The organism is Citricoccus sp. CH26A (assembly GCF_000224415.1).
GTDB lineage: Bacteria > Actinomycetota > Actinomycetes > Actinomycetales > Micrococcaceae > Citricoccus.
The window spans coordinates 49,350-73,819 of sequence record NZ_AFXQ01000017.1; the positions used below are offsets into that span (position 1 = coordinate 49,350).

General features: G+C 67.8%; 21 protein-coding genes, 2 tRNA genes and 1 pseudogene. 15 read left to right on the forward strand and 9 right to left on the reverse strand.

Annotated features, from left to right (window positions below; genetic code table 11):
* The first annotated feature begins 27 nt into the window (after positions 1–27).
* Together trxB and trxA are read left to right on the forward strand one after the other, a co-directional pair.
* Positions 28–1,002: a thioredoxin-disulfide reductase gene (gene trxB / locus CITRI_RS0111115; RefSeq protein WP_010144881.1), complete on the forward strand. Its 975-nt coding sequence runs from the start codon at positions 28–30 to the stop codon at positions 1,000–1,002.
* Between the two features lie 68 nt (positions 1,003–1,070).
* Positions 1,071–1,394, forward strand: coding sequence for a thioredoxin (trxA, locus tag CITRI_RS0111120; protein ID WP_010144882.1), 324 nt, complete (start codon positions 1,071–1,073; stop codon positions 1,392–1,394).
* A 110-nt stretch (positions 1,395–1,504) separates the two neighbouring features.
* Here the strand turns inward: trxA and CITRI_RS17465 are convergent, their stop codons facing one another.
* The 8 genes from CITRI_RS17465 to rpmH all read right to left on the reverse strand — a co-directional run bounded on the left by CITRI_RS17465 (position 1,505) and on the right by rpmH (position 9,153).
* The gene (locus CITRI_RS17465; RefSeq protein WP_369732197.1) at positions 1,505–2,671 is read right to left on the reverse strand and encodes a ParB/RepB/Spo0J family partition protein; all 1,167 of its coding nucleotides are present in this window, start codon (positions 2,669–2,671) and stop codon (positions 1,505–1,507) included.
* Positions 2,672–4,870: 2,199 nt separating this feature from the next.
* Positions 4,871–5,755, reverse strand: coding sequence for a ParA family protein (locus CITRI_RS0111135; protein ID WP_050813669.1), 885 nt, complete (start codon positions 5,753–5,755; stop codon positions 4,871–4,873).
* A gap of 145 nt (positions 5,756–5,900) precedes the next feature.
* Entirely contained in the window at positions 5,901–6,575 is a 675-nt protein-coding gene (gene rsmG / locus CITRI_RS0111140; RefSeq protein ID WP_010144887.1) for a 16S rRNA (guanine(527)-N(7))-methyltransferase RsmG, read from the reverse strand.
* The gene (locus CITRI_RS0111145) at positions 6,568–7,251 is read right to left on the reverse strand and encodes a R3H domain-containing nucleic acid-binding protein (protein ID WP_010144888.1); all 684 of its coding nucleotides are present in this window, start codon (positions 7,249–7,251) and stop codon (positions 6,568–6,570) included. Before CITRI_RS0111145 ends, rsmG begins: the two co-directional genes overlap by 8 nt.
* The gene (yidC, locus tag CITRI_RS0111150; protein WP_010144889.1) at positions 7,251–8,222 is read right to left on the reverse strand and encodes a membrane protein insertase YidC; all 972 of its coding nucleotides are present in this window, start codon (positions 8,220–8,222) and stop codon (positions 7,251–7,253) included. Before yidC ends, CITRI_RS0111145 begins: the two co-directional genes overlap by 1 nt.
* Positions 8,223–8,228: 6 nt before the next feature.
* Positions 8,229–8,594: a membrane protein insertion efficiency factor YidD gene (gene yidD, locus CITRI_RS0111155; protein WP_010144890.1), complete on the reverse strand. Its 366-nt coding sequence runs from the start codon at positions 8,592–8,594 to the stop codon at positions 8,229–8,231.
* A complete protein-coding gene (rnpA, locus tag CITRI_RS0111160; RefSeq protein WP_029139255.1) occupies positions 8,591–8,977 on the reverse strand; it encodes a ribonuclease P protein component in 387 nt (128 codons plus the stop codon). The genes yidD and rnpA overlap by 4 nt, the downstream gene beginning before the upstream one ends.
* A gap of 38 nt (positions 8,978–9,015) precedes the next feature.
* On the reverse strand, positions 9,016–9,153 hold the full coding sequence (gene rpmH / locus CITRI_RS0111165) for a 50S ribosomal protein L34 (RefSeq protein WP_029139256.1): 138 nt from the start codon (positions 9,151–9,153) through the stop codon (positions 9,016–9,018).
* A gap of 518 nt (positions 9,154–9,671) precedes the next feature.
* On the opposite strand from rpmH, the gene dnaA reads away from it, so the two are divergent.
* The 10 genes from dnaA (at position 9,672) to CITRI_RS0111215 (ending at position 21,078) form a co-directional block, all read left to right on the forward strand.
* Positions 9,672–11,114: a chromosomal replication initiator protein DnaA gene (gene dnaA / locus CITRI_RS0111170; RefSeq protein ID WP_010144892.1), complete on the forward strand. Its 1,443-nt coding sequence runs from the start codon at positions 9,672–9,674 to the stop codon at positions 11,112–11,114.
* A gap of 651 nt (positions 11,115–11,765) precedes the next feature.
* Complete coding sequence (gene dnaN, locus CITRI_RS0111175) at positions 11,766–12,896, forward strand: DNA polymerase III subunit beta (RefSeq protein ID WP_010144894.1); 1,131 nt, start codon at positions 11,766–11,768, stop codon at positions 12,894–12,896.
* A 22-nt stretch (positions 12,897–12,918) separates the two neighbouring features.
* The gene (gene recF / locus CITRI_RS0111180; RefSeq protein ID WP_010144895.1) at positions 12,919–14,085 is read left to right on the forward strand and encodes a DNA replication/repair protein RecF; all 1,167 of its coding nucleotides are present in this window, start codon (positions 12,919–12,921) and stop codon (positions 14,083–14,085) included.
* Positions 14,066–14,701 carry a DciA family protein gene (locus tag CITRI_RS17470; RefSeq protein ID WP_083843425.1) on the forward strand — a complete coding sequence of 212 codons (636 nt, stop codon included), beginning with the start codon at positions 14,066–14,068 and terminating at the stop codon, positions 14,699–14,701. The genes recF and CITRI_RS17470 overlap by 20 nt, the downstream gene beginning before the upstream one ends.
* A 384-nt stretch (positions 14,702–15,085) precedes the next feature.
* A complete protein-coding gene (gene gyrB, locus CITRI_RS0111190) occupies positions 15,086–17,182 on the forward strand; it encodes a DNA topoisomerase (ATP-hydrolyzing) subunit B (RefSeq protein WP_050813671.1) in 2,097 nt (698 codons plus the stop codon).
* A 106-nt stretch (positions 17,183–17,288) separates the two neighbouring features.
* Positions 17,289–19,997, forward strand: coding sequence for a DNA gyrase subunit A (gene gyrA / locus CITRI_RS0111195; RefSeq protein ID WP_010144898.1), 2,709 nt, complete (start codon positions 17,289–17,291; stop codon positions 19,995–19,997).
* Positions 19,997–20,602 (forward strand): DUF3566 domain-containing protein, encoded by a 606-nt coding sequence (locus tag CITRI_RS0111200; RefSeq protein ID WP_010144899.1) that lies wholly within the window; start codon positions 19,997–19,999, stop codon positions 20,600–20,602. The genes gyrA and CITRI_RS0111200 overlap by 1 nt, the downstream gene beginning before the upstream one ends.
* Positions 20,603–20,710: 108 nt before the next feature.
* A tRNA-Ile gene (locus CITRI_RS0111205) sits at positions 20,711–20,784 on the forward strand.
* Positions 20,785–20,828: 44 nt separating this feature from the next.
* Entirely contained in the window at positions 20,829–20,996 is a 168-nt protein-coding gene (locus CITRI_RS19810) for a hypothetical protein (protein ID WP_192807903.1), read from the forward strand.
* A 9-nt stretch (positions 20,997–21,005) separates the two neighbouring features.
* Positions 21,006–21,078 (forward strand) — tRNA-Ala (locus CITRI_RS0111215).
* A 222-nt stretch (positions 21,079–21,300) separates the two neighbouring features.
* Here the strand turns inward: CITRI_RS0111215 and CITRI_RS19665 are convergent.
* Entirely contained in the window at positions 21,301–22,143 is an 843-nt protein-coding gene (locus CITRI_RS19665) for a hypothetical protein (RefSeq protein WP_010144900.1), read from the reverse strand.
* Positions 22,144–22,343: 200 nt separating this feature from the next.
* Here CITRI_RS19665 and CITRI_RS0111225 point away from each other — a divergent pair, with 200 nt between their 5' ends.
* The 3 genes and pseudogenes from CITRI_RS0111225 to CITRI_RS0111235 all read left to right on the forward strand — a co-directional run.
* On the forward strand, positions 22,344–22,889 hold the full coding sequence (locus CITRI_RS0111225) for a peptidylprolyl isomerase (protein ID WP_029139257.1): 546 nt from the start codon (positions 22,344–22,346) through the stop codon (positions 22,887–22,889).
* Positions 22,890–23,256: 367 nt separating this feature from the next.
* Positions 23,257–23,904 carry a rhomboid family intramembrane serine protease gene (locus CITRI_RS17475; protein WP_010144902.1) on the forward strand — a complete coding sequence of 216 codons (648 nt, stop codon included), beginning with the start codon at positions 23,257–23,259 and terminating at the stop codon, positions 23,902–23,904.
* Positions 23,905–24,168: 264 nt separating this feature from the next.
* Positions 24,169–24,470 (forward strand): annotated as a pseudogene (locus CITRI_RS0111235) (DinB family protein); the annotation flags it as partial.

Here is a 24,470-nt window from a genome sequence, read left to right on the forward strand (position 1 = left end):
GAACCCCCTCACCGTGAAGGAAGTACTGTGACCGAGGCTGCTGAGTCCACCGACGTCGTGCGTGACGTCGTCATCATCGGATCGGGACCGGCGGGATACACCGCCGCGATCTACGCCGCACGCGCCAACCTGAACCCCCTCGTGGTGGCCGGCTCCGTGACCGCTGGTGGCGAGTTGATGAACACCACCGACGTGGAGAACTTCCCGGGCTTCCCCGAGGGGATCATGGGCCCCGAGCTGATGTCGCACCTGGAGAAGCAGGCGACCCGGTTCGGAGCGGAGGTCCTCTACGAGGACGTCGTCAACGTTGACCTCACGGCCGAGCCCAAGGTGGTGACCCTGGGCAACGGCACCGAGTTCCGCAGCCACGCGGTCATCCTGGCGACCGGATCCGCCTACCGCGAGCTCGGAGTGGACGGCGAGAAGCGCTTCTCCGGACACGGTGTCAGCTGGTGCGCCACCTGCGACGGCTTCTTCTTCCGCGACCAGAACATCGCCGTCGTCGGCGGTGGGGACTCCGCCATGGAGGAGGCACTCTTCCTGACGAAGTTCGCCTCGACCGTCACCGTCATCCATCGCCGGGATGAGCTGCGGGCCTCCAAGACCATGGCAGACCGCGCGCTGGCCCATGAGAAGATCAACTTCGTGTGGGACACCGAGGTCACCGGACTGGACGGCGAGGACAAGCTCAAGAGCCTCAGCCTGCGCAACCTCAAGACCGGTGCCGAGTCGACCCTGGACGTCACCGGCCTGTTCGTCGCCATCGGTTCTGACCCGCGGGTCGATCTGGTCCGGGACCAGGTCGAGCTGACGGACAAGGGGACCATCAAGGTCGAGTACCCCAGCTCCCGCACCTCCGTCCCCGGAGTCTTCGCCGCCGGCGACGTCACCGACCCCACCTATCGTCAGGCCATCACGGCGGCAGGCAGTGGCTGCGTGGCCGCCCAGGACGTCGAACACTACCTCGCGGACGTCAAGGACCTGGCCGCCGCTGCGCGGTAGCGTGTCGGCACCACACACTCGGGTGGACCTCCGGTCCACACCATCGAACACCGAAACCAGGAGGAACCATGAGCACCATTGACGTCACCGACCAGGACTTCCAGGAGAAGGTCCTGAACTCGGACAAGCCCGTACTGGTCGACTTCTGGGCCGAGTGGTGCGGCCCCTGCCGCATGCTCACTCCCGTGCTGGAGGAGCTGGCCGTCGAGAACGCAGACAAGATCACCGTGGCCAAGCTGAACGTGGACGACAACCCGCAGGCAGCCTCCACCTACGGGATCACCAGCATCCCCGCCGTGATGGTCTTCAAGGGAGGCGAGAAGGTCGCCACCTCCATCGGCGCGAAGCCGAAGCAGGTCCTGGAGGCCGAGTTCGCCGAATACCTCAAGTGACGAGTCACGACTGAACCTCGTTCACAATAAGGCCCCGTTCCCCCAGGGAACGGGGCCTTATTGGTTGTTGAGGATGCCCATCAGCCCAATACTCATGTTCTAACACACGATTAGACCTTCGATGCTTTAGCCCCTGACGGATTGATCAGGTCCATGATGCGATTGAGGTCTTCCACGGAGGCGAAGTCGATGGCGATCTTCCCCTTGCGGGCACCCAGGGTGATCTTGACCGTGGTGTCCAACTGGTCCGTCAGGGAATTGGCCAGGTAGTCCAGCCGCTCGTGCCGTTCCGTCCGGGGCCTGCGGGGCTTCGACGTGGCCTGCCTGACACCCTCGTGCAGTGACACCAATTCCTCGGTGGCGCGAACGGACAGTCCCTCGGACACGATCTTCTGTGCCAGCTTCTCCATCTCACCCGGATCGGCCAGCCCCAGCAGCGCCCGGGCATGCCCAGCGGACAGGACACCGGACGCGACCCGGCGCTGCACCAAGGGCGGCAGCTTGAGAAGCCTCAGGGTGTTGGAGATCTGTGGACGAGAGCGCCCGATACGATTCGACAGCTCATCCTGCGTGCACTCGAAGTCCTCCAGGAGTTGCTCATAGGCAGCGGCCTCCTCCAGGGGGTTCAGCTGGCTGCGGTGCAGGTTCTCGAGAAGGGCGTCGCGGAGCAGGGCGGTATCAGCAGTATGCCGGACGATCGCGGGAATGTGCTCCAGGCCGGCCCGCTGACTCGCACGCCAGCGCCGCTCACCCATGACCAGTTCGTAGGGACTTGATCCCTCAACGGGGCGGACCACGATCGGTTGGAGTACCCCGACCTCACGGATGGACGCCACCAGCTCGTCCATGTCGTCCTCGTCGAAGACCTCTCGGGGCTGACGGGGATTGGGGTGGATGTCCGCCACGGCGATGGAACGCAGTTCCGCGGTCCCAGCGGTCCCGGAGAACTGAGTCTCCGCAGCGAGGCGAGTGACGATCTCGGGTGACTCGCGCGAGTCGGTCGCATCCGGAGCTTGGTCAACCGTTTCCGATTGATCTGTGGCGGGCCCGACAGGGGGCTGCTCGGCGTTCTTGGGCGACCGCACGGTCCGCGGCTCCAGTGACGGCATGGTCGGGCGCCGGCGTCCGTTCGAGGACGTGGCGGGCCGAGCGCCCTGGTTCCGCTCTCCCGTCCCAGCATGTGACTCGGTCCTGCGATCCGGGAAGAAGACGTCGACGGGTCGCCGCGCCTCGCGAGCATGCGCTTGTTGGGCAGGGGCAGGCTCCGGCGTGCTCAGGTACCGCTGAGCGACGCCGTCCTCAGAAGCCTGCCGTCCCTCGCCCACCCCATCCTGTGGTGGGTGTGCGGGCTGCGGTTCGGTTGCGATGTTCAGCTCGTCATCGTGCTTTTGGTCCGACGCTGACTCCACCGCATCGGAATCCGTGCCCGCGGGAGTGTTCTCGGCATCGACCACGGGTGATTGAAGACTTCCGCCGGACGGGGACGTCGGCGTCTCCTCGGGCGCAGGGGACGCGGACGAGTCGTCGGACTCCCTGAGATCCTCGTCGGGGACAGTGCTCTGAATGAGCGCTCCTAGTCCCCGACCTAGTCCACGCCGGTTCTTCTTCACGCATCCTCCTCAGATCGCGACAACGTCACCCTCCATTCTAGGTTGTTTCACGTGAAACCGCAGATCTCGGCCCTCCGCGCGGGTCGGGGAGGGCGTCTACGGGCCTTTGAGGGACGACACCTCTTGCACGGCACCACCCGTGAACCGAAAGGCGCATCCACCTCCCATGAGAAGTATGAGGGGTGTTCCACGTGAAACGTGTCCCGAGAGGCGTTCCGTAGGGTCAGAACGGCGTTATCGGTTGTCCCGCTCGCGAGAGTTCACTGTGCTGCTGTGTCGCGCTGTGCGAGGGCGACTCGAATAGCGTTTCACGTGGAACAGGAGACACGAGTTGACCGGTCCCGCCAACAGCACCACCAGGCTCCGCCCACTGGCCCACTCATGCCACGTCCATGGGTCGTTCCCAACGCGGACGGTGGGCGCTCCCCGCGGGAGGCTAATGAGATGACAGGGATTTCCCGATTCACCCCCGCGGCCTAGGGCCCCGAGGGTACTGCTGCCGATCCTTCGACGGCTACCCGGAAACGTCCACGTGGCGAACGCCATACCTCCACGCCGCGAGTTCTGACGCGATGACTGGAACCTGGGGCACCGTTCCACGTGAAACACCGTAGGCCGGCCCGGAGGTCATGCGCCCCTCCGCCGGCTATCACCACGTGGGCTGGTCAGTTCGCCGGTAGACAGAGAGGATGTCTGAATGCGTCGATAAAGGCACGGCGACACCGCCTCCAAACATGCCACGTTTCCCTCCCGGGGACGCCCAGGATTGAATGTGGGCAGTCGGTCTCCGCCGCGAACGGGGTTCCGCTTGTGGACGAGACGCCGTTCTCGCGCGCGAGGCGCCGGTCTGGTTCCACGTGAAACACCCGCCCCTGATCCCGTCGCCGTCCCCGCGAGGGTGTGGCCAGCTGGCTGGGGGGTGTTTCACGTGAAACGACCGTGCTCATCGCTTACTGGAAGACCCTTCTCCGGTGATGCCCCCGTGGCTGCTCGCAACGGGTGACGCCGTAACCAGAACCATCCGCGCGCCAGCCAGTGCGATCACCCGTCGAGGGTCTTTGTGGACTCGAGAAGAAACGCCCCCGTCCTCGGCGCGGACAACCGCTTCATATACAACGTCCACCTGCCTGAGACCCCAGTGGGTCTGCACTCCAGACCCTGATCGAGGGTCCGGGCCTCCTCGACATCACCGTGAGGGATAGTGGACCGAGGCCACCCCCTGGTACTCCATCATCCCGAGGCTTCGCGCGAGGTCATCGCTCCGCGACGTGTCCACGCGCAGGGGAAGAAGTGGACGAGCCAGGTACTGACGACCCGATCGGCCCATGCAGTTCGAGGGCGGTTTCACGTGAAACGGTGCTCTTTCCTCCCGGAGACGGGAGCTCGGAGCGCAGGGAGCTAAGTGCGCAGCCGCCAACGCCGCCGCTCCCTGGCCCGCCACCCTTGGGCGGTGCTGTCCCTACCGCGGCTCTGGTGCCACCGATGCCATGAAAGAGCCGACCCGGTACCCGCGACAGCCGCCTCGGGGCCCGGTGTGCCGAACGCTGGCCTGCACCACCGAGTGCGTTTCACGTGTAACCAAAGCGAGGGAAATACCCCAGGTCGATCAGAGATCATGCTGACCGTCAGAGAGCAGGAATGCATGACTCATCACGGTGGGGGACGGCCCTATCGTAGGGCTTCACGTGAGACTACCCAGCGTTAAGTGACGCGGGGTAACTCCCGAGAAGTCTGTTTAGTAGACAACCTCAAACACTTGACAACCAAACAGCCCATCAGGGACGCCGGCGCACCTCGTGCTTCACGACGTGAAGCCCAGGACGACGAACCGCTGACTAGACGAGAGCACTGCCTCCAGCCGGTCAGTCAGTACCCGGACGCGTGACCTCGTTCGGCGATCTCCACCGCAGCCTCCCGGTAGGAGAGGGCTCCCGTCGACTGGGGATCGTAGGTGAGGACCGACTGCTGGTAACTCGGCGCCTCTGAGATCCGGACATTGCGCGGGATCACTGCACTGAGCACCTCATTGGGGAAGTGCTCACGGACTTCCGAGGCCACCTGCGTGGCCAGGTTCGTCCGACCGTCGTACATGGTCAGCAGGATCGTGGAGACCCGCAGCGCGCCATTGAGGTGCTTCTGGATCATCTCGATGTTCTTGAGGAGTTGGGACAGGCCCTCCAGGGCGTAGTACTCCGTCTGGATCGGGATGAGGACCTCACCGGCCGCCACGAACGCGTTGACCGTGAGTAGCCCCAGGCTCGGGGGGCAGTCGATGAAGACGAAGTCCAGGCGCGGCAGCCCCTCCCTCTCACGGTGCGCGAAGTACGACTTCAGCGCGCGGGACAGGCGCTGTTCCCGGGCCACGAGAGAGACCAGTTCGATCTCGGCTCCGGCAAGGTCGATCGTCGCGGGCGCCACGATCAGGCCGTCGACATCGGGGCACGGCTGAACGACGTCCGCCAGGGGCAGCTCGTCGATCAGTACGTCGTAAACACTGTCAACATCGGAGGTGTGCGGAATGGCCAGGGCGGTGGAGGCATTTCCTTGTGGATCGATGTCCACCACCAGCACCTGCATCCCGGCGCGGGCCATCGCGGCGGCCAGGTTCACGCTGGTCGTGGTCTTCCCGACCCCGCCCTTCTGGTTCGACACCGTGATGATGCGCGTCTCACGCGGCCTGGGGAGCTTCCGGGAACGCAGCTTGGCCCGGCGGCGGCTCTCCTGGGCGGCCTCCGGAGTCAACGGGGTCAAGCCCTCAGGACCCCCGTCGGACACCACGGACGGCTCAGTTCCACGTGCAACACCTGACTCATCGGTCAAGAAAACAACCTCCCGAGGTTGATAAGACAGCGACCTCGATCATCGAACGGATCGATCGGCGTATCCAGCCTACTGCTCAGCGGCCCCGCCCGACGGCGACCCGTACGACCGTGGTCGGTTCGGCGAGCAGGTCCCCACCCACGGTCTCGATCACCGGGGCGGAACACTTGTGCTTCTTCAGCACCTTGGCGGCCGTCCGGACCTCGTCGGCGGCGCTGCGCCCCTTGATCGCCAACAGTTCCCCGCTGCCCTGGAGCAGTGGCACGGTCATCGGCACGAGGGTCTTCAGGGCGGAGACGGCACGAGCCGTGACCACGTCCACGACGACGTTGCCCACCACCTGTTCGGAGCGGGCCCGGACAACGTCAACGTTCTCGAGGCCGAGGTCATCCACCACCATGTCCAGCCAGGCGACCCGACGCTCCAACGGTTCGATCAGGATGAACTGGCAGTCCGGACGGGCCAGGGCCAGGGCGAGACCGGGCAGGCCGGCACCGGAGCCGACATCGGCCACCAGCGCACCCTCCGGCAGCAGGTCACCGACGACGGCACAGTTCAGCACGTGCCGTTCCCACAGGCGGGGGACCTCACGCGGGCCCAGCAGGCCCCACTCGATCCCGGTCGACGCCAGGTGCTCCACGTAGCGCCGGGCCAGGTCGAGACGATCTCCGAAGAGCTCCTCGGCCGCCTCCAGCAGGTCACCGGACAGCGCCGGCGGCTCCTGGACGCCTTCCTCGATCGGATCAGTCACCGGCGGAGACCACCACGTGCCGGCGGGGTCCTTCGCCCTCGGACTCGCTCACCATGCCTGCGTCGGCGATGACGTCGTGGACGACCTTGCGCTCGTAGGCACCCATGGGCTTGAGGTGGACCGGTTCACCGGTCTGGCGGACCTGCTCCACGGCGTCCTGTGCCTCGGCCTCGAGCTCGGTGGCCCGGCGGGCCCGGTAACCGGCGATGTCCAGGACCAGACGGGAGCGGTTGCCGGTCGCGGAGAGCACGGCAAGACGGACGAGCTCCTGCAGGGCCTCCAGGCCCTTCCCGTCCCGGCCCACGAGGTCGCGGAGGCGGTCATCCCCGTCCTCGGCGATCACGGACAGGTAGGTGCGGCCGTTGCGGACCTCGATGTCGATGTCCCCGTCGATGTCGGAGATGTCCAGGAGTTCCTCGACGTAGTCGGCGGCGATGTCACCCTCCTCCTCGAGGCGTTTCGCCGTCCTGGATGCGGAGGCCTCCGACCCGTCCGGGTCGTCCGCACCGGAGCCCTCGGAGTCCTCGACGGAGTCAGCCGCGGCCTCGTCGACCGTGGTGTCCGCAGGCTGGCCGACGGTGTCGACCACGGCGCGCTCGACCGACTCATTGGCGACCTCCACGGAGTCCGTGGTCTCCGGGACGTCCCCGTGGGGCGATGCTGACACGTCGGTCATCACTTTCTCCTCTTCTTGGTCTGCCGCTTGGGCTGCTGGCGCTGGCCGGCCTGCTGCACCCGGGCAGCCTCCGCCTCGGCCTTCGCCGCAGCCTCCTGGGCGGCCTTGCCCACGGGCGGCAGTCCCTTGGCCGCGCGTCGCTCATTGAGCTCGCGCTCGGCCAGCGAACCGGGGGTCGGGTTGTTGCGGATGATCCACAGCTGCTGCCCCACGGCCCAGAAGTTGGTGGCCGTCCAGTAGATGAGCACGCCGATGGGGAAGTTGATGCCACCGATGCCGAACACCAGCGGGAGGATGTAGAGCATGAACTTCTGCGACTGGGCGAACGGCCCGGTCATCGCCGCCTCGGACATGTTCTTGCTCATCAGCATCTTCTGCATGTAGAACTGCGAGGCCGTCATGAGGATGATCATGACGAGCGAGACGATGATGACGGCCACGTTCAGGTTCTCGCCCATCGAGCCCAGGAACGTGGACTGCATGGGCGCGCCGAGGAAGATGGCATCGCCGAAGGACCGGATCTGGTCCGCGCTCAGGGCGGCCTCGCCCTCACCCCGTTCGGCAGCCGCTCCGGCCCCGGAGAGGATCTGGAACAGCGCGAAGAAGAACGGCATCTGCACGAGCATCGGCAGGCAGGCCGCGAACGGACTGGTGCCATGCTCCTTGAACAGGGCCTGCTGCTCCATCGCCATGGCCTGACGGGACAGCTGATCGGTCTTGCCCTTGTACTTGGCCTGCAGCTTCTGGATCTCGGGCTGCATCGCCTGCATGGCACGCTGCGACTTGATCTGCTTGACGAACAGCGGGATCAACAGGGTGCGGACGAGGATCACCAGCAGGATGATCGACAGCGTCCAGGTGAGACCGCTGTTGGGGTCCATGCCGAGCCAGTCCAGGACGGTGTGGAAAGCACCGAGGATCCAGGACATCACCCACTTGAAGGGCCAGAGAATGATTGCGAAGAAGTCCATGGTCTCCTACTGCTCCTCCGGCGGATCCGGCGGAATGACGGGATGGTTCAGGTCAATGATCTTGGGTCTGCGTCCCGGTGGCCAAATCCTGCGACCGGGCGGGACGGCGTCGACCCCGCCGCTGGACCACGGGTGGCACCGGGCCAGCCGGCGGGCCGAGAGCCACGCACCGCGCGTCGCTCCGTGGACGTGCACCGCCTCCAGCGCATAGGCCGAGCAGGACGGGAAGTAGCGGCACACCTGGCCGTAGGTCGGCGAGATCACCGCACGGTAGGCCATCAGCAGCCAGCCGAGCAGCATCGACGGCAGGGCGCGCAGCGGTCCCCAGACGGTGGATCCCGGCAGGGTCGTGAAGGGGGACTGGTCGGTCACGGTGCTGTCACCGCGGTCCGGCGTCGGCCCTCGGCCTTGCGCAGTGCGGAGGACAGGGCGGAGTCCAGGTCCTTCTTCAGGCTGTCCCAGTCCGCCTCGCCCGACGGCGGCAGGGCGCGCACCACGATCGTCGCGCCCGGGTGCCCCCTGAGGGGGCCGTTGAACTGTTCCGCGACCGCGGCCCGGAGCCGGCGCTTGACCCGGTTGCGGGTCACCGCGTTCCCGACCGCCTTGGAGACGACGAAACCGGCCCTGAGGGGGCCGGCGTCGGGATCCAGGGGGTAGGCGGACACGACAACGTTCCGACGCCCTGCCCGGGCGCCGGAACGCAGTGTCTGGGAGAAGTCCGCGGGGGTGCGTACCCGTCTGTCGCGGGGCAGCACGCCGTCGTGTCCGCTCTACTGGCCAGCCTCAGGCTGGGTCAGGCGGACAGTTCGGTGCGGCCCTTGGAACGGCGGGTCGCCAGGATGGCGCGGCCGGCGCGGGTGCGCATCCGGGCGCGGAAACCGTGCTTCTTGGCACGGCGGCGGTTATTCGGCTGAAAAGTCCGCTTGCTCACTTTGAATTCTCCACAACGTGTGTATGCGCCCGGACCCGTTGTACCTGGGGGAAGAACCGGTAGACGCTCTGACTAGGACTTCCCCGTACGGGACTCCGGACCGTATGGGCTGGGCCCGGACCGGTGTCCGCCGGCTGTCGGCGCTCCGCGACCGGACCAGGAACACCTGGACGGTTCTGCGCATGCGCAATCAGCCCCACGGGGACCAACCAAGTTTACGGAGGCCCACGAGCCAAGGTCAAATTGCCCTCGGGCCCACCGGGGCCCACGCACCCTTCCTGCGCCGTCCCCTCCGGTGCCCCTCGGCTCTCCCCTCGATGTCCCCGGGCCCTCGCGGAGCAGCACGCGCCACCGGCCATCGACACTCCCGGGCCCGTTGCAGCGAGTCCACATCCCCTGCCGCGTCATCCCGGGAGGGGAGCCACGGTCATCCACAGGGTTATCCACCCCCTGTGAATAACCCTGTGGATTACCGGTAGACTCGAGGCCTACCCCGTCAGGAAGGACCCCCACACCCCATGGTCGCAGATGAGGCTGTCAGCAGCTCGTGGCGCAAGGTGGTCCGTACCCTGGAGGAGGACGACAGGGTCTCTCCCCGGCAGCGCGGGCACATCGGACTGGCCCAGGCACAGGGGCTGATCGGCAATACCCTGCTGCTGGCCGTCCCCAACGAACTCACCCGCGAGGTGTTGCAGACGCAGCTGAAGGACTCCCTCGCGGCCGCGCTGCAGGACGTGTTCCGCACCGAGATCCTCTGCGCGTACTCGATCGATTCCACGCTCACCGCCCCCCTGGAGTCCGAGCCCCCGAGGCCGGCCCAGGCCGCACCGGTCCAGGAGATCCCCCTGGCCCGCTCGGCGGGTTCACCGGTGCGGTCGATGCCGCCGGCACCCGCCCCGGCGCCGCCGTCCACCTCCGACGAGACGAGCCGGCTGAATCCGCGGTACCACTTCGAGACCTTCGTGATCGGTTCCTCGAACCGGTTCGCGCACGCCGCGGCCAACGCCGTCGCCGAGGCCCCGGCCAAGGCGTACAACCCGCTGTTCATCTACGGTGAGTCCGGCCTGGGCAAGACGCACCTGCTCCATGCCATCGGGCACTACGCGCGGCACCTGTACCCGGGGCTGCGGGTGCGCTACGTGAACTCCGAGGAGTTCACCAACGACTTCATCAACTCCATCCGCCACGACGAGGGCGCCAGCTTCAAGCAGGTGTACCGCAACGTGGACATCCTGCTCATCGACGACATCCAGTTCCTGGCGGACAAGGAAGCCACCGTCGAGGAGTTCTTCCACACCTTCAACACGCTCTACAACAACAACAAGCAGGTCGTGATCACCTCCGACCTGCCGCCCAAGCAGCTCTCCGGCTTCGAGGACCGGCTGCGCTCCCGCTTCGAGTGGGGGCTAATCACGGACATCCAGCCGCCGGACCTCGAGACGCGCATCGCCATCCTGCGCAAGAAGGCCGAGGCCGAGGGACTGACCGCTCCGCCCGAGGTCCTCGAGTACATCGCGTCCAACATCTCCACGAACATCCGTGAGCTGGAGGGGGCGCTGATCCGCGTCACCGCCTTCGCCTCGCTCAACAAGCAGCCCGTGGGCATCCAGCTGGCCGAGCAGGTGCTCAGGGACCTGATCACGGACGAGGATGCCCACGAGATCACGGCGCCCACGATCATCAACGAGACGGCGGCCTACTTCAACCTGACGATGGACGAGCTGGTCTCGAAGTCCAGGACCCGGACCCTGGTCACGGCCCGGCAGATCGCGATGTACCTGCTGCGCGAGCTCACCGAGATGTCCCTGCCCAAGATCGGCCAGGAGCTGGGCGGTCGTGACCACACCACCGTCATCCACGCGGATCGGAAGATCCGCGAACTCATGGCGGAACGGCGCACCATCTACAACCAGGTCACCGAACTGACGAACCGGATCAAGCAGCAGCAGCGCTCACGCTGATCGAGCTTGACCGCCATCGGCCGTCGCTGACCGCGGTCAAGTGAGCGACCTTCACCCTTAACTACAAGGTCGTTCCACAGGACGATCGGGGCCGATGGCGGCTTTACACCGTCGTTGTCCACAGTTATCCACACCTTTCCACAGGCTCAGGCCCGGTATTTCGTAGACCAACCCACAGCTGTGGATAAACCTGTGGATGCTTAAGTGGAGGACCGGGGTCGGGTTCTGGATAACCGGGTGGTCCCCTGTGAATTCACGGATTTCGGCGCCGAAGTTGTGCACAATGGACTCACAGGACGGCCGAAGAGGATCCACCGGGGCATCCACAGGCCCATCCGCGGCCCCGGGCCATCCAGGTGGGTTATCCACAGTTTCCACAGCACTTATTAACACTACTAATCCCTGTTAATAGAAAAATCCCAAGAACATTAACGCTGCGCCTCCGCACCGACCGGACCCCACCCTCGTCCACGCCGCCGCTGTCCCTGAATCACATCAGCGGCGATTTTTGTGTCATTCGCGGCATCGGCGAGTCACGGTAAGCTGACACGGCACCCGGTCATCGGTGTGTACGAGGGGCTCCAGGCGGGTGGACGTCCCGGTGGAGCCGAACGACAAGACCTGCCGTCTGCGAGAAAGGCGGATACTTCTGTGAAGTTCACCGTTGAGCGGGACATCCTGACGGACGCCGTGTCCTGGACCGCCCGATCCCTGTCGCCCCGCCCCCCGGTGCCGGTCCTGTCAGGACTGCTCATCACCGCCGAGGACGGTCTCGTCTCCATCGCCAGCTTCGACTACGAGACCTCGGCGCAGCTGGAGATCGAGGCGGACATCGAGACCCCCGGCAAGATCCTCGTCTCCGGGCGCCTGCTCAATGACATCGTCCGATCGCTGCCGGCCGCACCCGTCACCGTCGAGACCGAGGGCTCCAAGGTCATCGTGACGTGCAGGAACTCGCGGTTCGACCTGGCCACCATGCCCGTCGAGGAGTATCCCGCCCTCCCCGAGCTGCCCGAGTCGGCTGGCACGGTGGACGGCACTGCCTTCGCCCACGCCGTCGCGCAGGTCACCGTCGCCGCCTCGAAGGACGACACCCTGCCCATCCTCACCGCCGTGAAGCTGGAGATCGAGGGAGACCGGATCACGTTCCTGGCCACGGACCGTTACCGCCTGGCGCTCAAGGAACTCACCTGGTCCCCGGCTGACCCCTCGATCTCCACCTCACTGCTGGTGAAGTCCCGGACACTGACTGAGGTCGCCAAGTCCCTGGCCGGCGGCGGGGACCTGGAGCTCCGCCTGCCGAAGGAGACCTCCACCTCGGACCTGGTCGGCTTCTCCTCCGGCGGCCGCCGCACCACGAGCGTGCTGGTGGACGGCGAGTACCCCAAGATCCGTGCCCTGTTCCCGGAATCGAGCCCGATCCACGCCGTGGTGGCGACCGGCCCGCTGGTCGAGGCCGTGAACCGCGTGAAGCTCGTCGCCGAGCGGAACACCGCCGTGCGGATGGTGTTCACCGACGGCCAGGTCGCCCTGGACGCCGGTACCGGCAACGACGCCTCGGCCAACGAGTCACTGGATGCGGCCCTCGAGGGCGATGAGATCACCGTCGCCTTCAACCCCTCCTACCTGGGCGAGGGACTGAACGTCATCGACGCCCCCTACGTGCGGTTCTCCTTCACCACCGCTCCGAAGCCGGCCCTGATGACGGCCCAGCAGGAGCCGGATGCACCGGAACAGGACGACTACCGGTACCTCGTCATGCCGGTTCGCCTGACCCACTGACGACAAGCAGGCCGCAAGCTTCGTGCATCTGTCCCACCTCTCCCTCACCGACTACCGGTCATACCACCGGGCCGAGCTCGACCTGGCGCCCGGTCCCAACGTCCTCGTCGGGTCGAACGGAGTGGGCAAGACCAACGTCGTCGAGGCCATCGGCTACCTGGCCACCCAGGAATCGCACCGGGTCTCCCACGACGCCCCCCTGGTGCGCTTCGGTGCCACCCAGGCCATCATCCGCGGCCGGGTCCACCGAGGTGACCGGGCGGTCGCCGTCGAGATCGAGATCAATCCGGGCAGGTCGAACCGGGCGGCCATCAACCGCGGGGCACCGCAGCGGGCGCGGGAGGCACTGGGACTGCTGCGCTCCGTCCTCTTCGCCCCGGAGGACCTGTCCCTGGTCAACGGCGATCCCACGGTGCGCCGGCGGTTCCTCGACGACCTGGTGGTCCAGCTCCGTCCTGCCCTCGGAGACGCCCGCAGTGACTACGACCGTGTCCTGCGCCAGCGCAACGCGCTGCTGAAGAACGCCAAGGCCTCCCGGACCTGGTCGGAGGAGCACGACCACACCCTGGCCGTCTGGGACGAGCACCTCTCCCGCGCCGGCGCCCGGGTGCTCAATGGCCGGCTCCATGTCCTGCAGATGCTCGCCGTGCCACTGACCGAGTCCTACGCGGCCCTCGCGCAGGGGCGGAAGGCGGCGGGGTTCACCTACGAGTCGACGGTCCCGCTGGCCGGTGGCCAGCACGGGACCGTTCCCGGTGAGCAGGAGCTCTACGAGGCGCTGCTGACCGAACTCGAGTCCCACCGGAAGCGGGAGCGGGATCGCGGGGTCACCCTCGTCGGCCCCCACCGGGACGACCTCGCCCTGACCCTGGGGCCGGCTCCGGCCAAGGGCTTCGCCTCCCACGGCGAGACCTGGTCGATGGCCCTGGGCCTGAAGCTGGCCAGCTACCGGGTGCTGATCGCGGATGACCCGGACCCCGACGCCCGGCCCGTGCTCATCCTGGACGACGTCTTCGCCGAGCTCGACGAGGGACGACGGGCCCGGCTGGCCGCCCTGACCGCCGATGCCGGGCAACTGATCGTGACGGCGGCCGTGGCCGGGGACATCCCCGGTGAACTGGCCGGGCCGCGGATCGGCGTGAGCCTGGGCGAGGACGGCAGCATGCTGGATGCGGAGGGGACGCCGTGAGCGATCCGATGGGCCCGCCCGCGGAGCGGGGGCGGGGCCGGCACCCGGGGCATCCGGCGAGGATCCTCCCGCACCACCGGTCGAGGAACCCGACGCCGCCCTGGTCGCCCTCAACCGGGTGCGCCAGGCCGCTGCCGCCCGGGGTGAGATCCGCCGTCGTACCCCCGGCGCCGGCAGGGCGGGGGCCGCTGCCGCACAGGGAGCCGGCGGCCCGGACCGCGCAGGCCAGGGGGGCCGACGCCGGGCCCCGTCACCGGACGCCCGGGATCCGCGCATGCTCGGGGACGTGTTCGGCCGGCTGGTGACGGACCGGGGATGGACTTCGCCCGTCGCCGTCGGGTCCGTGCTGTCCCGCTGGGACGAACTCGTGGGGGCGGACATCGCGCTGCACTGCCGTCCGGAGAGCTTCGAGAACGAGGTTGTGGCCGTCCGTTGCGACTCCACGGCCTGGGCCACCCAGCTCAAGCTCCTCACCCCGGCCCTGTTGCAGCGTTTCGAGCAGGCGCTGGGCCCGGGGATCGTGACCAGTCTCAAGGTCTCCGGCCCGGCCGCACCGTCCTGGCGCAAGGGTCCCCGGGTGGTGCGGGGGCGGGGTCCGAGGGACACCTACGGGTAGAACCCGTGGACGGCGATCTGAGGCTCTCATCACCCGGAAGGCGGGCCGGGACCGGGAGACGGGATTGCGGGTGGACCGGAAGGCCGGTTCCGCCCGTCTGGCGGCATGTTCTGCCTTCGGCGCACCCACAGATGGCCCCGGTGAGGGGCCTTCTGCAGTAGGATGTGAAGGACGTCCTGTCGATTCCGGTCCACCCGGACCCGGGCCCAGCCCGGGCCAGCATGCGGAGACGTCCAGATCAGTCCCCGAACCGAGGAGCCGTAGACGCCCGTGGCCGAAGAGAACAACGGCACTGACCAGAGCGGCACCCCGCAGGATCCCGCCGCGACCGGACCGGACGCGCAGGCCCAGGCGCCGGACGCCACCGCTTCGGACCCGCAGGCCATGTCCTCGGAGATCACGCAGGCCACCCGGAAGGTGGAGCACGAGTACGGCGCCGGGGACATCACGGTCCTCGAGGGACTCGAGGCCGTCCGCAAGCGCCCCGGCATGTACATCGGTTCGACCGGCCCCCGGGGCCTGCACCACCTGGTCTACGAGGTCGTGGACAACTCAGTGGACGAGGCCCTGGCCGGGTACTGCGACACCATCCACGTCACCCTGCAGGCCGACGGCGGCGTCCGGGTCCAGGACAACGGGCGCGGTATCCCGGTGGACCTGCACCCCACCGAGGGCAAGCCCACCGTCGAGGTGGTCATGACCATCCTGCACGCCGGCGGCAAGTTCGGCGGTGGCGGTTACGCCGTCTCCGGCGGCCTGCACGGCGTGGGCATCTCGGTGGTGAACGCGCTGTCCGCGCGCGTGGACACCGAGATCCGGCGCCAGGGCCACGTCTGGCGGATGAGCTTCGCGAACGGTGGCGTGCCCCAGGGCGAGCTGGTCAAGGGTGAGGAGACCGACACCACCGGAACCACCCAGGTGTTCTACCCGGACCCGGAGATCTTCGAGTCCGTGGTCTTCGACTTCGAGACGCTGCGCGCCCGGTTCCAGCAGATGGCCTTCCTCAACAAGGGCCTGCGCATCACGCTGACGGACGAGCGCCTGATCGAGACCAACGAGGTCCAGCAGGACGAGATCGCCGGGGACACGGACGGCGACGGCGCCCCGGACACCACCGCGGACGCGGAGCCGGCGCAGGCGGCGGCCACGATCGGCCACGACCTGGAGACGCCGCGGAAGCGGACCGTCGACTACAAGTACGACCACGGCCTGCTGGACTACGTCGGGCACCTCAACGCCAACAAGAAGGTCGAGATGGTGCACGAGGACATCATCGCCTTCGAGACCGAGGACACCGAGCGCAAGATGGCCGCGGAGGTGGCCATGCAGTGGACCACCGCCTACTCCGAGTCGGTGCACACCTACGCGAACACCATCAACACCCACGAGGGCGGCACCCACGAGGAGGGCTTCCGCGCCGCCCTGACCTCCCTGGTGAACCGGTACGCCCGGGACAAGGAACTGCTCAAGGCCAAGGACGACAACCTCTCCGGGGACGACGTCCGCGAGGGCCTGACCGCGGTGCTGTCCATCAAGCTCTCCGAACCCCAGTTCGAGGGACAGACCAAGACGAAGCTGGGCAACTCCGAGGCCAAGGGCTTCATCCAGAAGATCGTCTCCGACCAGCTCGGGGACTGGCTCGAGCGCAACCCCGGCCCGGCCCGGGACATCATCCGCAAGGCCCAACTGGCCTCGCAGGCGCGGATGGCCGCCCGCAAGGCGCGGGACAACGCCCGGCGCAAGTCGCCGCTGGAGTCCTTCGGCATGCCGGGCAAGCTGGCCGACTGCTCGTCCAAGAACCCGGTCGAGTGCGAGGTCTACATCGTGGAGGGCGACTCGGCCGGCGGCTCGGCGAAACAGGGCCGCAACCCCACCACCCAGGCCATCCTGCCGTTGCGCGGCAAGATCCTCAACGTGGAACGGGCCCGTCTGGACCGCGCGCTGTCCAACGCCGAGATCCAGTCCATGATCACCGCGTTCGGCACCGGGATCGGTGAGGAATTCGACATCACCAAGCTGCGGTACCACAAGATCGTGCTCATGGCCGATGCGGACGTGGACGGCCAGCACATCACCACGCTGCTGCTGACGGTGCTGTTCCGCTACATGCGCCCGCTGATCGAGAACGGATTCGTGTTCCTGGCCCAGCCGCCGCTGTACCGGATCAAGTGGTCCAATGCCCCGCACGACTACGTCTTCTCGGACGAGGAGCGCGACCAGGCGGTCGCCGCCGGACTGGCCCGGGGCTGGCGGTACCCCAAGGACAACGGCATCCAGCGCTACAAGGGCCTGGGCGAGATGGACTACCAGGAGCTGTGGGACACCACCATGGACCCGGAGCACCGGACCCTGCTGCAGGTCACGATGGACGATGCCGCCGCGGCGGACGAGATCTTCTCCATGCTGATGGGCGAGGACGTGGAGTCCCGCCGGTCCTTCATCCAGCAGAACGCCAAGGACGTCCGCTTCCTGGACATCTGAGTCCTGACCGACCCCTGACCCGGCACCCGCGGGCGTGTCCGGTGAGCCGCCCAGCCCGGCCCCGGACCGCCCCGGCCCCCACTGACGAGACCCGAGGACACCGCGCGTGACTGACGAGCAGAACCCCGAGAACCCCGAGAACACCACTCCCGACGCCGACGCACCGGTGGGCGGGGACGTCCCGGTGATCGCCCCGAACCTGGACGGCATCGACAAGGTCGAGCAGGTCGACCTGCAGACCGAGATGAAGCGGTCCTACCTCGACTACGCGATGGCCGTCATCGTCGGCCGTGCCCTGCCGGACGTGCGGGACGGCCTCAAGCCGGTGCACCGCCGCGTGCTCTACGGCATGTACGACGGCGGCTACCGTCCGGACCGCTCGTTCAACAAGTCGGCCCGCGTGGTCGGCGAGGTGATGGGCAACTATCACCCGCACGGTGACTCGGCGATCTACGACGCCCTCGTCCGCCTCATCCAGGACTGGGTGATGCGCTACCCACTGGCCCTGGGCCAGGGCAACTTCGGTTCTCCCGGCAACGACGGCGCCGCCGCCCAGCGGTACACCGAGACCAAGATGGCGCCGCTGGCCCTGGAGATGGTCCGGGACATCCAGGAAGACACCGTCGACTTCCAGGACAACTACGACGGCAAGCAACAGGAGCCCACGGTCATGCCGGCCCGGTTCCCGAACCTGCTGGTCAACGGCTCCTCCGGCATCGCCGTGGGCATGGCCACCAACATCCCGCCGCACAACATGCGCGAGGTCATCGACGGCGTCCAGTGGTACCTGGAGAACCCCGAGGCCTCCCGGGAGGAACTGCTGGCCGCGCTGATGGAGCGCATCAAGGGCCCGGACTTCCCGTCCGGGGCCCAGATCCTCGGCCGCAAGGGCATCGAGGAGGCGTACCGCACCGGCCGGGGCTCCATCGCCATGCGGGCCGTCGTCAACGTCGAGGAGATCCAGGGACGCACCTGCCTGGTCGTCACCGAGCTGCCGTACATGGCCAACCCGGACAACCTCGCCGCGAAGATCGCCGAGATGGTCCGCGACGGCAAGCTGACCGGGATCGCCGACATGCGCGACGAGACTTCCGGGCGCACCGGCCAGCGACTGGTCATCGTGCTCAAGCGGGACGCCGTGGCCAAGGTGGTGCTGAACAACCTCTACAAGCACACCCAGTTGCAGGAGAACTTCTCCGCCAACATGCTCGCCCTCGTGGACGGGGTGCCGCGCACGCTGTCCCTGGACGGCTTCGTGCACCACTGGGTGATGCACCAGATCGAGGTCATCGTCCGGCGCACCCGGTTCCGCAAGCGCAAGGCCGAGGAGCGCGCACACATCCTGCTGGGCCTGCTCAAGGCCCTGGACATGCTGGACGAGGTGATCGCGACCATCCGGCGCTCGGCGAGTGCCGACGTCGCCCGCGAGGCCCTGAAGGCCCTGCTGGAGGTCGACGACCTCCAGGCCAAGGCCATCCTGGACATGCAGCTGCGCTCCCTGGCCGCCCTGGAACGGCAGAAGCTCCAGGACGACTACGACGAGCTGCAGGCCCGGATCGCCGAGTACAACGAGATCCTGGCCTCCCCGGCCCGCCAGCGCGAGGTGGTCTCCACCGAGCTCGCCGAGATCGGGGAGAAGTTCGGGGACGACCGCCGCACCGAGATCCTCTACGGCTACGACGGCGACATGTCGATCGAGGACCTGATCCCCGAGGAGGAGATGGTCGTGACCATCACCCGGGGTGGGTACATCAAGCGCACCAAGATGGACAACTACCGTGCGCAGAACCGCGGTGGCAAGGGGGTGCGCGGCGCCTCGCTGCGTGAGGACGACGTGGTGGAGCACTTCTTCACCGTGTCCACGCACCACTGGATCCTGTTCTTCACCAACCTCGGCCGCGTGTACCGGATCAAGACCTACGAGCTGCTCGAGGCCGGCCGGGATGCCAAGGGCCAGCACGTGGCCAACCTGATGGCATTCCAGCCCGAGGAACGCATCGCCCAGGTGATGCCCCTGACCGACTACGGACGGGCGCCGTACCTGGTGCTGTCCACGCGGGACGGCCTGGTGAAGAAGACGCTGCTGGCGGACTACGACACCAACCGTGCCGCCGGCGTGATCGCTATCAGGCTGCGCGACGGCGACGAGGTCGTCTCCGCGAAGCTGGTCTCGGAGGAAGATGACCTGATCCTCATCTCCCGCAATGGCCAGTCCCTCCGGTTCAACGCCACGAACGAGGCCCTGCGGCCCATGGGCCGGGCGACCTCCGGCGTCACCGGCATGAAGTTCCGCCAGGGCGACGAGCTGCTCACGGCCGACGTGGTCCGGGAGGACTCCTTCGTGTTCACCGTGACGGAGGGGGGCTACGCCAAGCGCACCGCCGTGGACGAGTACCGGGTGCAGAACCGTGGCGGACTGGGCATCAAGGTCGGAAAGATCGTGGAGGACCGCGGCGTCCTCACCGGTGCCCTCGTGGTCGAGGAACAGGACGAGGTGCTGGTGGTGATGGAATCCGGCAAGGTCGTCCGCTCCGCCGTGGCCGGGGTGCCCGCCAAGGGGCGGGACACCATGGGCGTCATCTTCGCCAAGCCGGACAAGAACGACCGGATCATCGCCGTGACCCTCAACAACGAGAAGTACCTCAGTGGTGTGGAGGACGGTGAGGCCCCGGTGGACGGGTCCGAGGGTGAAGTACCCTTGGACTCTGAGACGGCGCCCCCAGCCACCGAGCAGGACGTCGACGCGACCATGACAGCCACCGAATCCGCAGCGGGTGAATCGAGCCCGGACGCGGAGACTGACGGAGGACAGTAGTGAGCACATCCGGAACGCCACGGGCAGCGGGCCAGCGCCCGACCGGCAGCAAGCCGGCGCAGGGCACCGGCCGGGGGACGCAACAGCGGACCCCCGCCCAGCCGGCCCAGAAGCCGGCCCAGAAGCCGGCCCAGCGTCCGCAGAACGCGCGCCCGGCGTCACCGGCGCAGGGCCGCCCGGCCCAGCGGCCCGCCCAGCGGCCGGCACAGCCGGGCCTGGTGCGGCCGGCGCCCAAGGCCAAGGTCCGGAAGGCCCGTCTGCTCGTCTCCAAGATCGACCCCTGGTCGGTGCTGAAGATGGCGTTCCTGCTCTCCGTGGCCCTGGGCATCGTCACCGTGGTCGGCGCCGTGGTGCTGTGGACCGTCATGGACCTCACGGGCATCTTCGACCAGGTCAACGACCTGCTGGCCCAGGTCCTGGGTTCCGAGGGCGGCAACTTCACCGTCCAGCAGCTGGTCTCCCTGGGCCAGGTCGCCTCCTTCGCGACCATCATCGCCGTGGTCAACGTGGTGCTGCTGACGGCGTTGAGCATGCTCGGTGCCGTGTTGTACAACATCTCGTCCACCCTGGTCGGCGGCATCGGCGTGACCCTCACCGACGACTGAGTCGTCACCGGGTGCCACGCCCCCGCGACATCCGACGCCGATTTTGACCGGCGGCGATGCTGGGGTATCGTGGATTCTCGTTCCGGGGACAGTCTTTCCCGGGCACGAGGGCGTATAGCTCAGGCGGTTAGAGCGCTTCGCTGATAACGAAGAGGTCCCAAGTTCAAGTCTTGGTACGCCCACCCTCGCAGTTCCCGACCGGCGTCACGCCGGGGAAGGCGGCATCATGAAGCCGGTAGCCCGTCTCGTCGCCGTCGCGGCCGGCGTGGCAGCCGTCCTCGGGGTCCGTGCCTGGCGTGAGAACGAGCGGGGCAAGGAAGTCTGGAGTTCCGCCACCGACTCGCTGGACACCCCGGTGGCCGGCCGTCAGACCCAGTCCGGCAGCCACAACTGAACACCCCACGGGGGCATGGCGCAATTGGTAGCGCACCTGCTTTGCAAGCAGGGGGTTAGGGGTTCGAGTCCCCTTGCCTCCACCGTGTGATCTGCTCGCAGATCGATCAGGGGCCCGGATCCATGGACCATGGATCCGGGCCCCTCGTGTGTCCAGGGCTCCCCTGGTTCCGGGCCTGACACCTGGTTCCGGGCCTCCCGCGGTCCGGGAGGCGAAAGGGCCCGGGAATCCGTCCTGGATTCCCGGGCCCTTTCCCGTCCGTTCCTCCGGTGGGCGCTGTCAGCCGACGGCGCCCACCGGTGGATCACTCGGCGGACTTCGGCGCGGGGACGCCGTCCACCTTCTCCTCGGCGGTGTCCACCACGGCGTTGCCGGCGGCCACGGCCGGGGCCGGAGCGGTGGCGTCGCCCTGGCCCGCCGCGGTGGCGGTCGTCGCCGTGGTGGCGGCGGCCGGTGCGGACGGAGCCCGGGTGGTCAGGTCCGGGTCCGCCCCGGTGGCGCCCTGGTTCTGCAGCGGGGCCGGTGCCGGGGTCTTCCACGGGTCATCGACCGGCTTGGTCAGCTGCCACACGGCCACGGCGGCGGCACCCGCGGCGACGACGATGCCGGCCACCAGCCAGCCCTTGTGGCCTGACTTGCCGTGCTTCTTCGCCTGCTTCTTGAACCGCTTCTCGGCGCTCTTGGCGTACTCCTCAGCGGCCTTGCGCAGCTTCCTGACGGCCTTCTTGTCCCCGGTCAGGTTGACCAGGGCGCTCTCCACGGCCGGGGAGACCTTGGCGTGGTGGGCCGCCTTCGAGGCGTGGCCCGCGACGTCGGCCAGGCGTCCGGACGCGGCCGGGACGTACTCGTCCTGCACCTTGTGCCGGGCCGTGTCCACGGCCGGGGTGACGAGACCGACCGCACCGGCCAGGGCCGTGTTGGCCTGGTGCAGCCCCGCCTTCACCTGCGGAGTCAGCAGCTCGAGGGCGTCGTGGGCGCGGCCGGTGGCCTGCCGGGACGCGGCCTTGCCGCGGACCTTGCCCTCACCGAGGCCCTTCTCGGCCCAGGCCAGCGCAGCCTCCATCTTCGGCGCAGCCCAGTGCGCGGCCTGGTCCACTCCGGAGTTGATCCGGTCCTCTAGGGTCGGGGCAGTCGTCTTCTTGCTCATCTGAACCTCCATGACGTGCGCGGATGCACTCTGCTGTGCCGGCAGCAAACCGGTGCGCCGGGCCTGGGTACAGCCTACGGGGTCGGCGCCGCCGCGGCACGGCGAGGCCGGTGCCATCGCGTTTGGCCCTGCGCGAAGTCTGCCCGCCATGCCCGCGCGGTACCGGACCCGGACCGCCCGCAGGTGGAACAATGGCGACCATGACTGCTATTGCGACCCAGATCGCCACCATCAAGACCAACGCGGGCGACATCGTCGTCGAGCTCTACGGCAACCACGCGCCCAAGACCGTGCGGAATTTCGTCGGCCTGGCCACCGGCGAGCAGGAGTGGACCCATCCCCAGACCGGTGAGAAGCAGGTGGGCACTCCGCTGTACAACGGCACCGTCTTCCACCGCATCATCAAGGACTTCATGATCCAGGGCGGCGACCCGCTGGGCCGTGGCATCGGCGGGCCCGGCTACCAGTTCGACGACGAGATCAACCCGGACCTGGACTTCACCACCCCGTACAAGCTGGCCATGGCCAACGCCGGCATCCAGGGCGGCCGGGGCACCAACGGCTCGCAGTTCTTCATCACCTCCGTGCCCACCACGTGGCTGCAGGGCAAGCACACCATCTTCGGCGAGGTGAAGGACGAGGCCTCCCGCAAGGTGGTCGACCAGCTCAACGCCGTGCAGACCGGCCCCGGTGACAAGCCGGTCCAGGACGTGGTCATCGAGTCCATCGAGATCAAGGAAGCCTGAGGCCTCCACAGTGTCCCACCAGACCCCGGGCGGTCCGGAGGGCGTGGCACACCGGCAACTGCCTGTGTGCCCACGTCATCCGGACCGCCCGTCCTTTATCCGCTGTCGGCGGTGCAGTCGGCCGGCCTGTCCGGAGTGCCAGCGACCGGCCGCCGTCGGGATCCACTGCGCCGACTGCGTGGCCGGGCGGGGGCCGGTCCACACGACGGGCCCCCGGGGCCTGGGGGCGGAGGGGCCGGGCGTCGCACCGCACGCCCCCGGAGCCCGGGGACCTCGGCCCGGCGGCTCGGGCCCGACCCCGGACCGGTGGGCCACCGCCCGCCGGCCCCGTTGGCGGACCCCGGACCAGCCGTGGGTCACCTGGACCATGATCGGGATCTGCGCGGTGGTCTACCTCCTGCAGTTCCTCACCTCCGGCCAGCGGACGGGCGTCACCGAGCAGTTCTGGTACGCGGGCATGTTCACCTCGGCGGTCGCGATGGAACCGTGGCGGATGCTGACCTCGGCGTTCCTGCACTCGCCGGGGAACCCGCTGCACATCCTGCTGAACCTGTTCACGCTGTGGATGATGGGCCGGGTCCTGGAGCCCGTGCTGGGGTGGGCGCGGTTCCTGGCCCTGTACCTGATCTCCGCCTTCGGGGGGTCCGTGGCCGTGCTGTGGCTCTCGGCCCCGAACGTGCCGGTGGTCGGGGCCTCAGGGGCCGTCTACGGGCTGTTCGCCGCACTGTTCATCGTCCTGCGCCGCACGGGGGGCAACGTCAGCTCGATCGTGGCGCTGATCGGCGTGAACCTGGCGATCTCGTTCATGGGCGCGAACATCTCCTGGCAGGGTCACATCGGCGGCCTCCTGGCGGGCGCCGCATGTGCGGCGGTCTTCGCCTACGTGCCCGACGGCCGCCGGGGGCCGGCTGTCCGGCAGTGGTTCGTGCTCGCCGGCGTGGTGGTGGTCCTCGTGGTGCTGGCCGTCCTGGGAGCGCTGCGGCTGACCCCCGAGACGCTGCTCCAACTGCTCTGAACCGGTCGGTATCCACAGAGTTATCCACCGCTGTGGAATGAATGACAACCGTGTGATTCGCCCTCAAGGTTATCCACAGGCGTTTTCCACAGTGTGGATGAATGACACGGGTGTCGTTCCCGGTGTGGATAGCCTGGGGATGAGTGTTTACGCAGGTCAGACCGGTTATTAACAGCCACGGAGACGGTGTGGACACGCTGTGGACAGCATGGGGAGGAGAGCCCGGTTCTTCCACAATTGGGGGTGTGGGGACAGGATCGGGGGATGACCGTACCGCGCTCGTCATCCACAGGCCTGCCGCTCGAGCAGCTCGCCCACCAACTCCGCTGGCACTGGGAGAATCACCTGCGGCCGAGACTGTCCGGGATGACCGACCGGGAGTACCACTGGGAGCCGGTGGCGGGAGCCTGGGGTCTCAGGCCGGTGGGCACGCCGGCGCCGGGGTATCCGGGTGCCGTGCAGGCCGGTGGCGGGGACTGGGTGGTCGACTTCGCGTTTCCGGAACCGAGCCCCGCGCCCGTGACCACCATCGCCTGGCGGGTCTCCCACGTGCTGGTGGGCGTGTT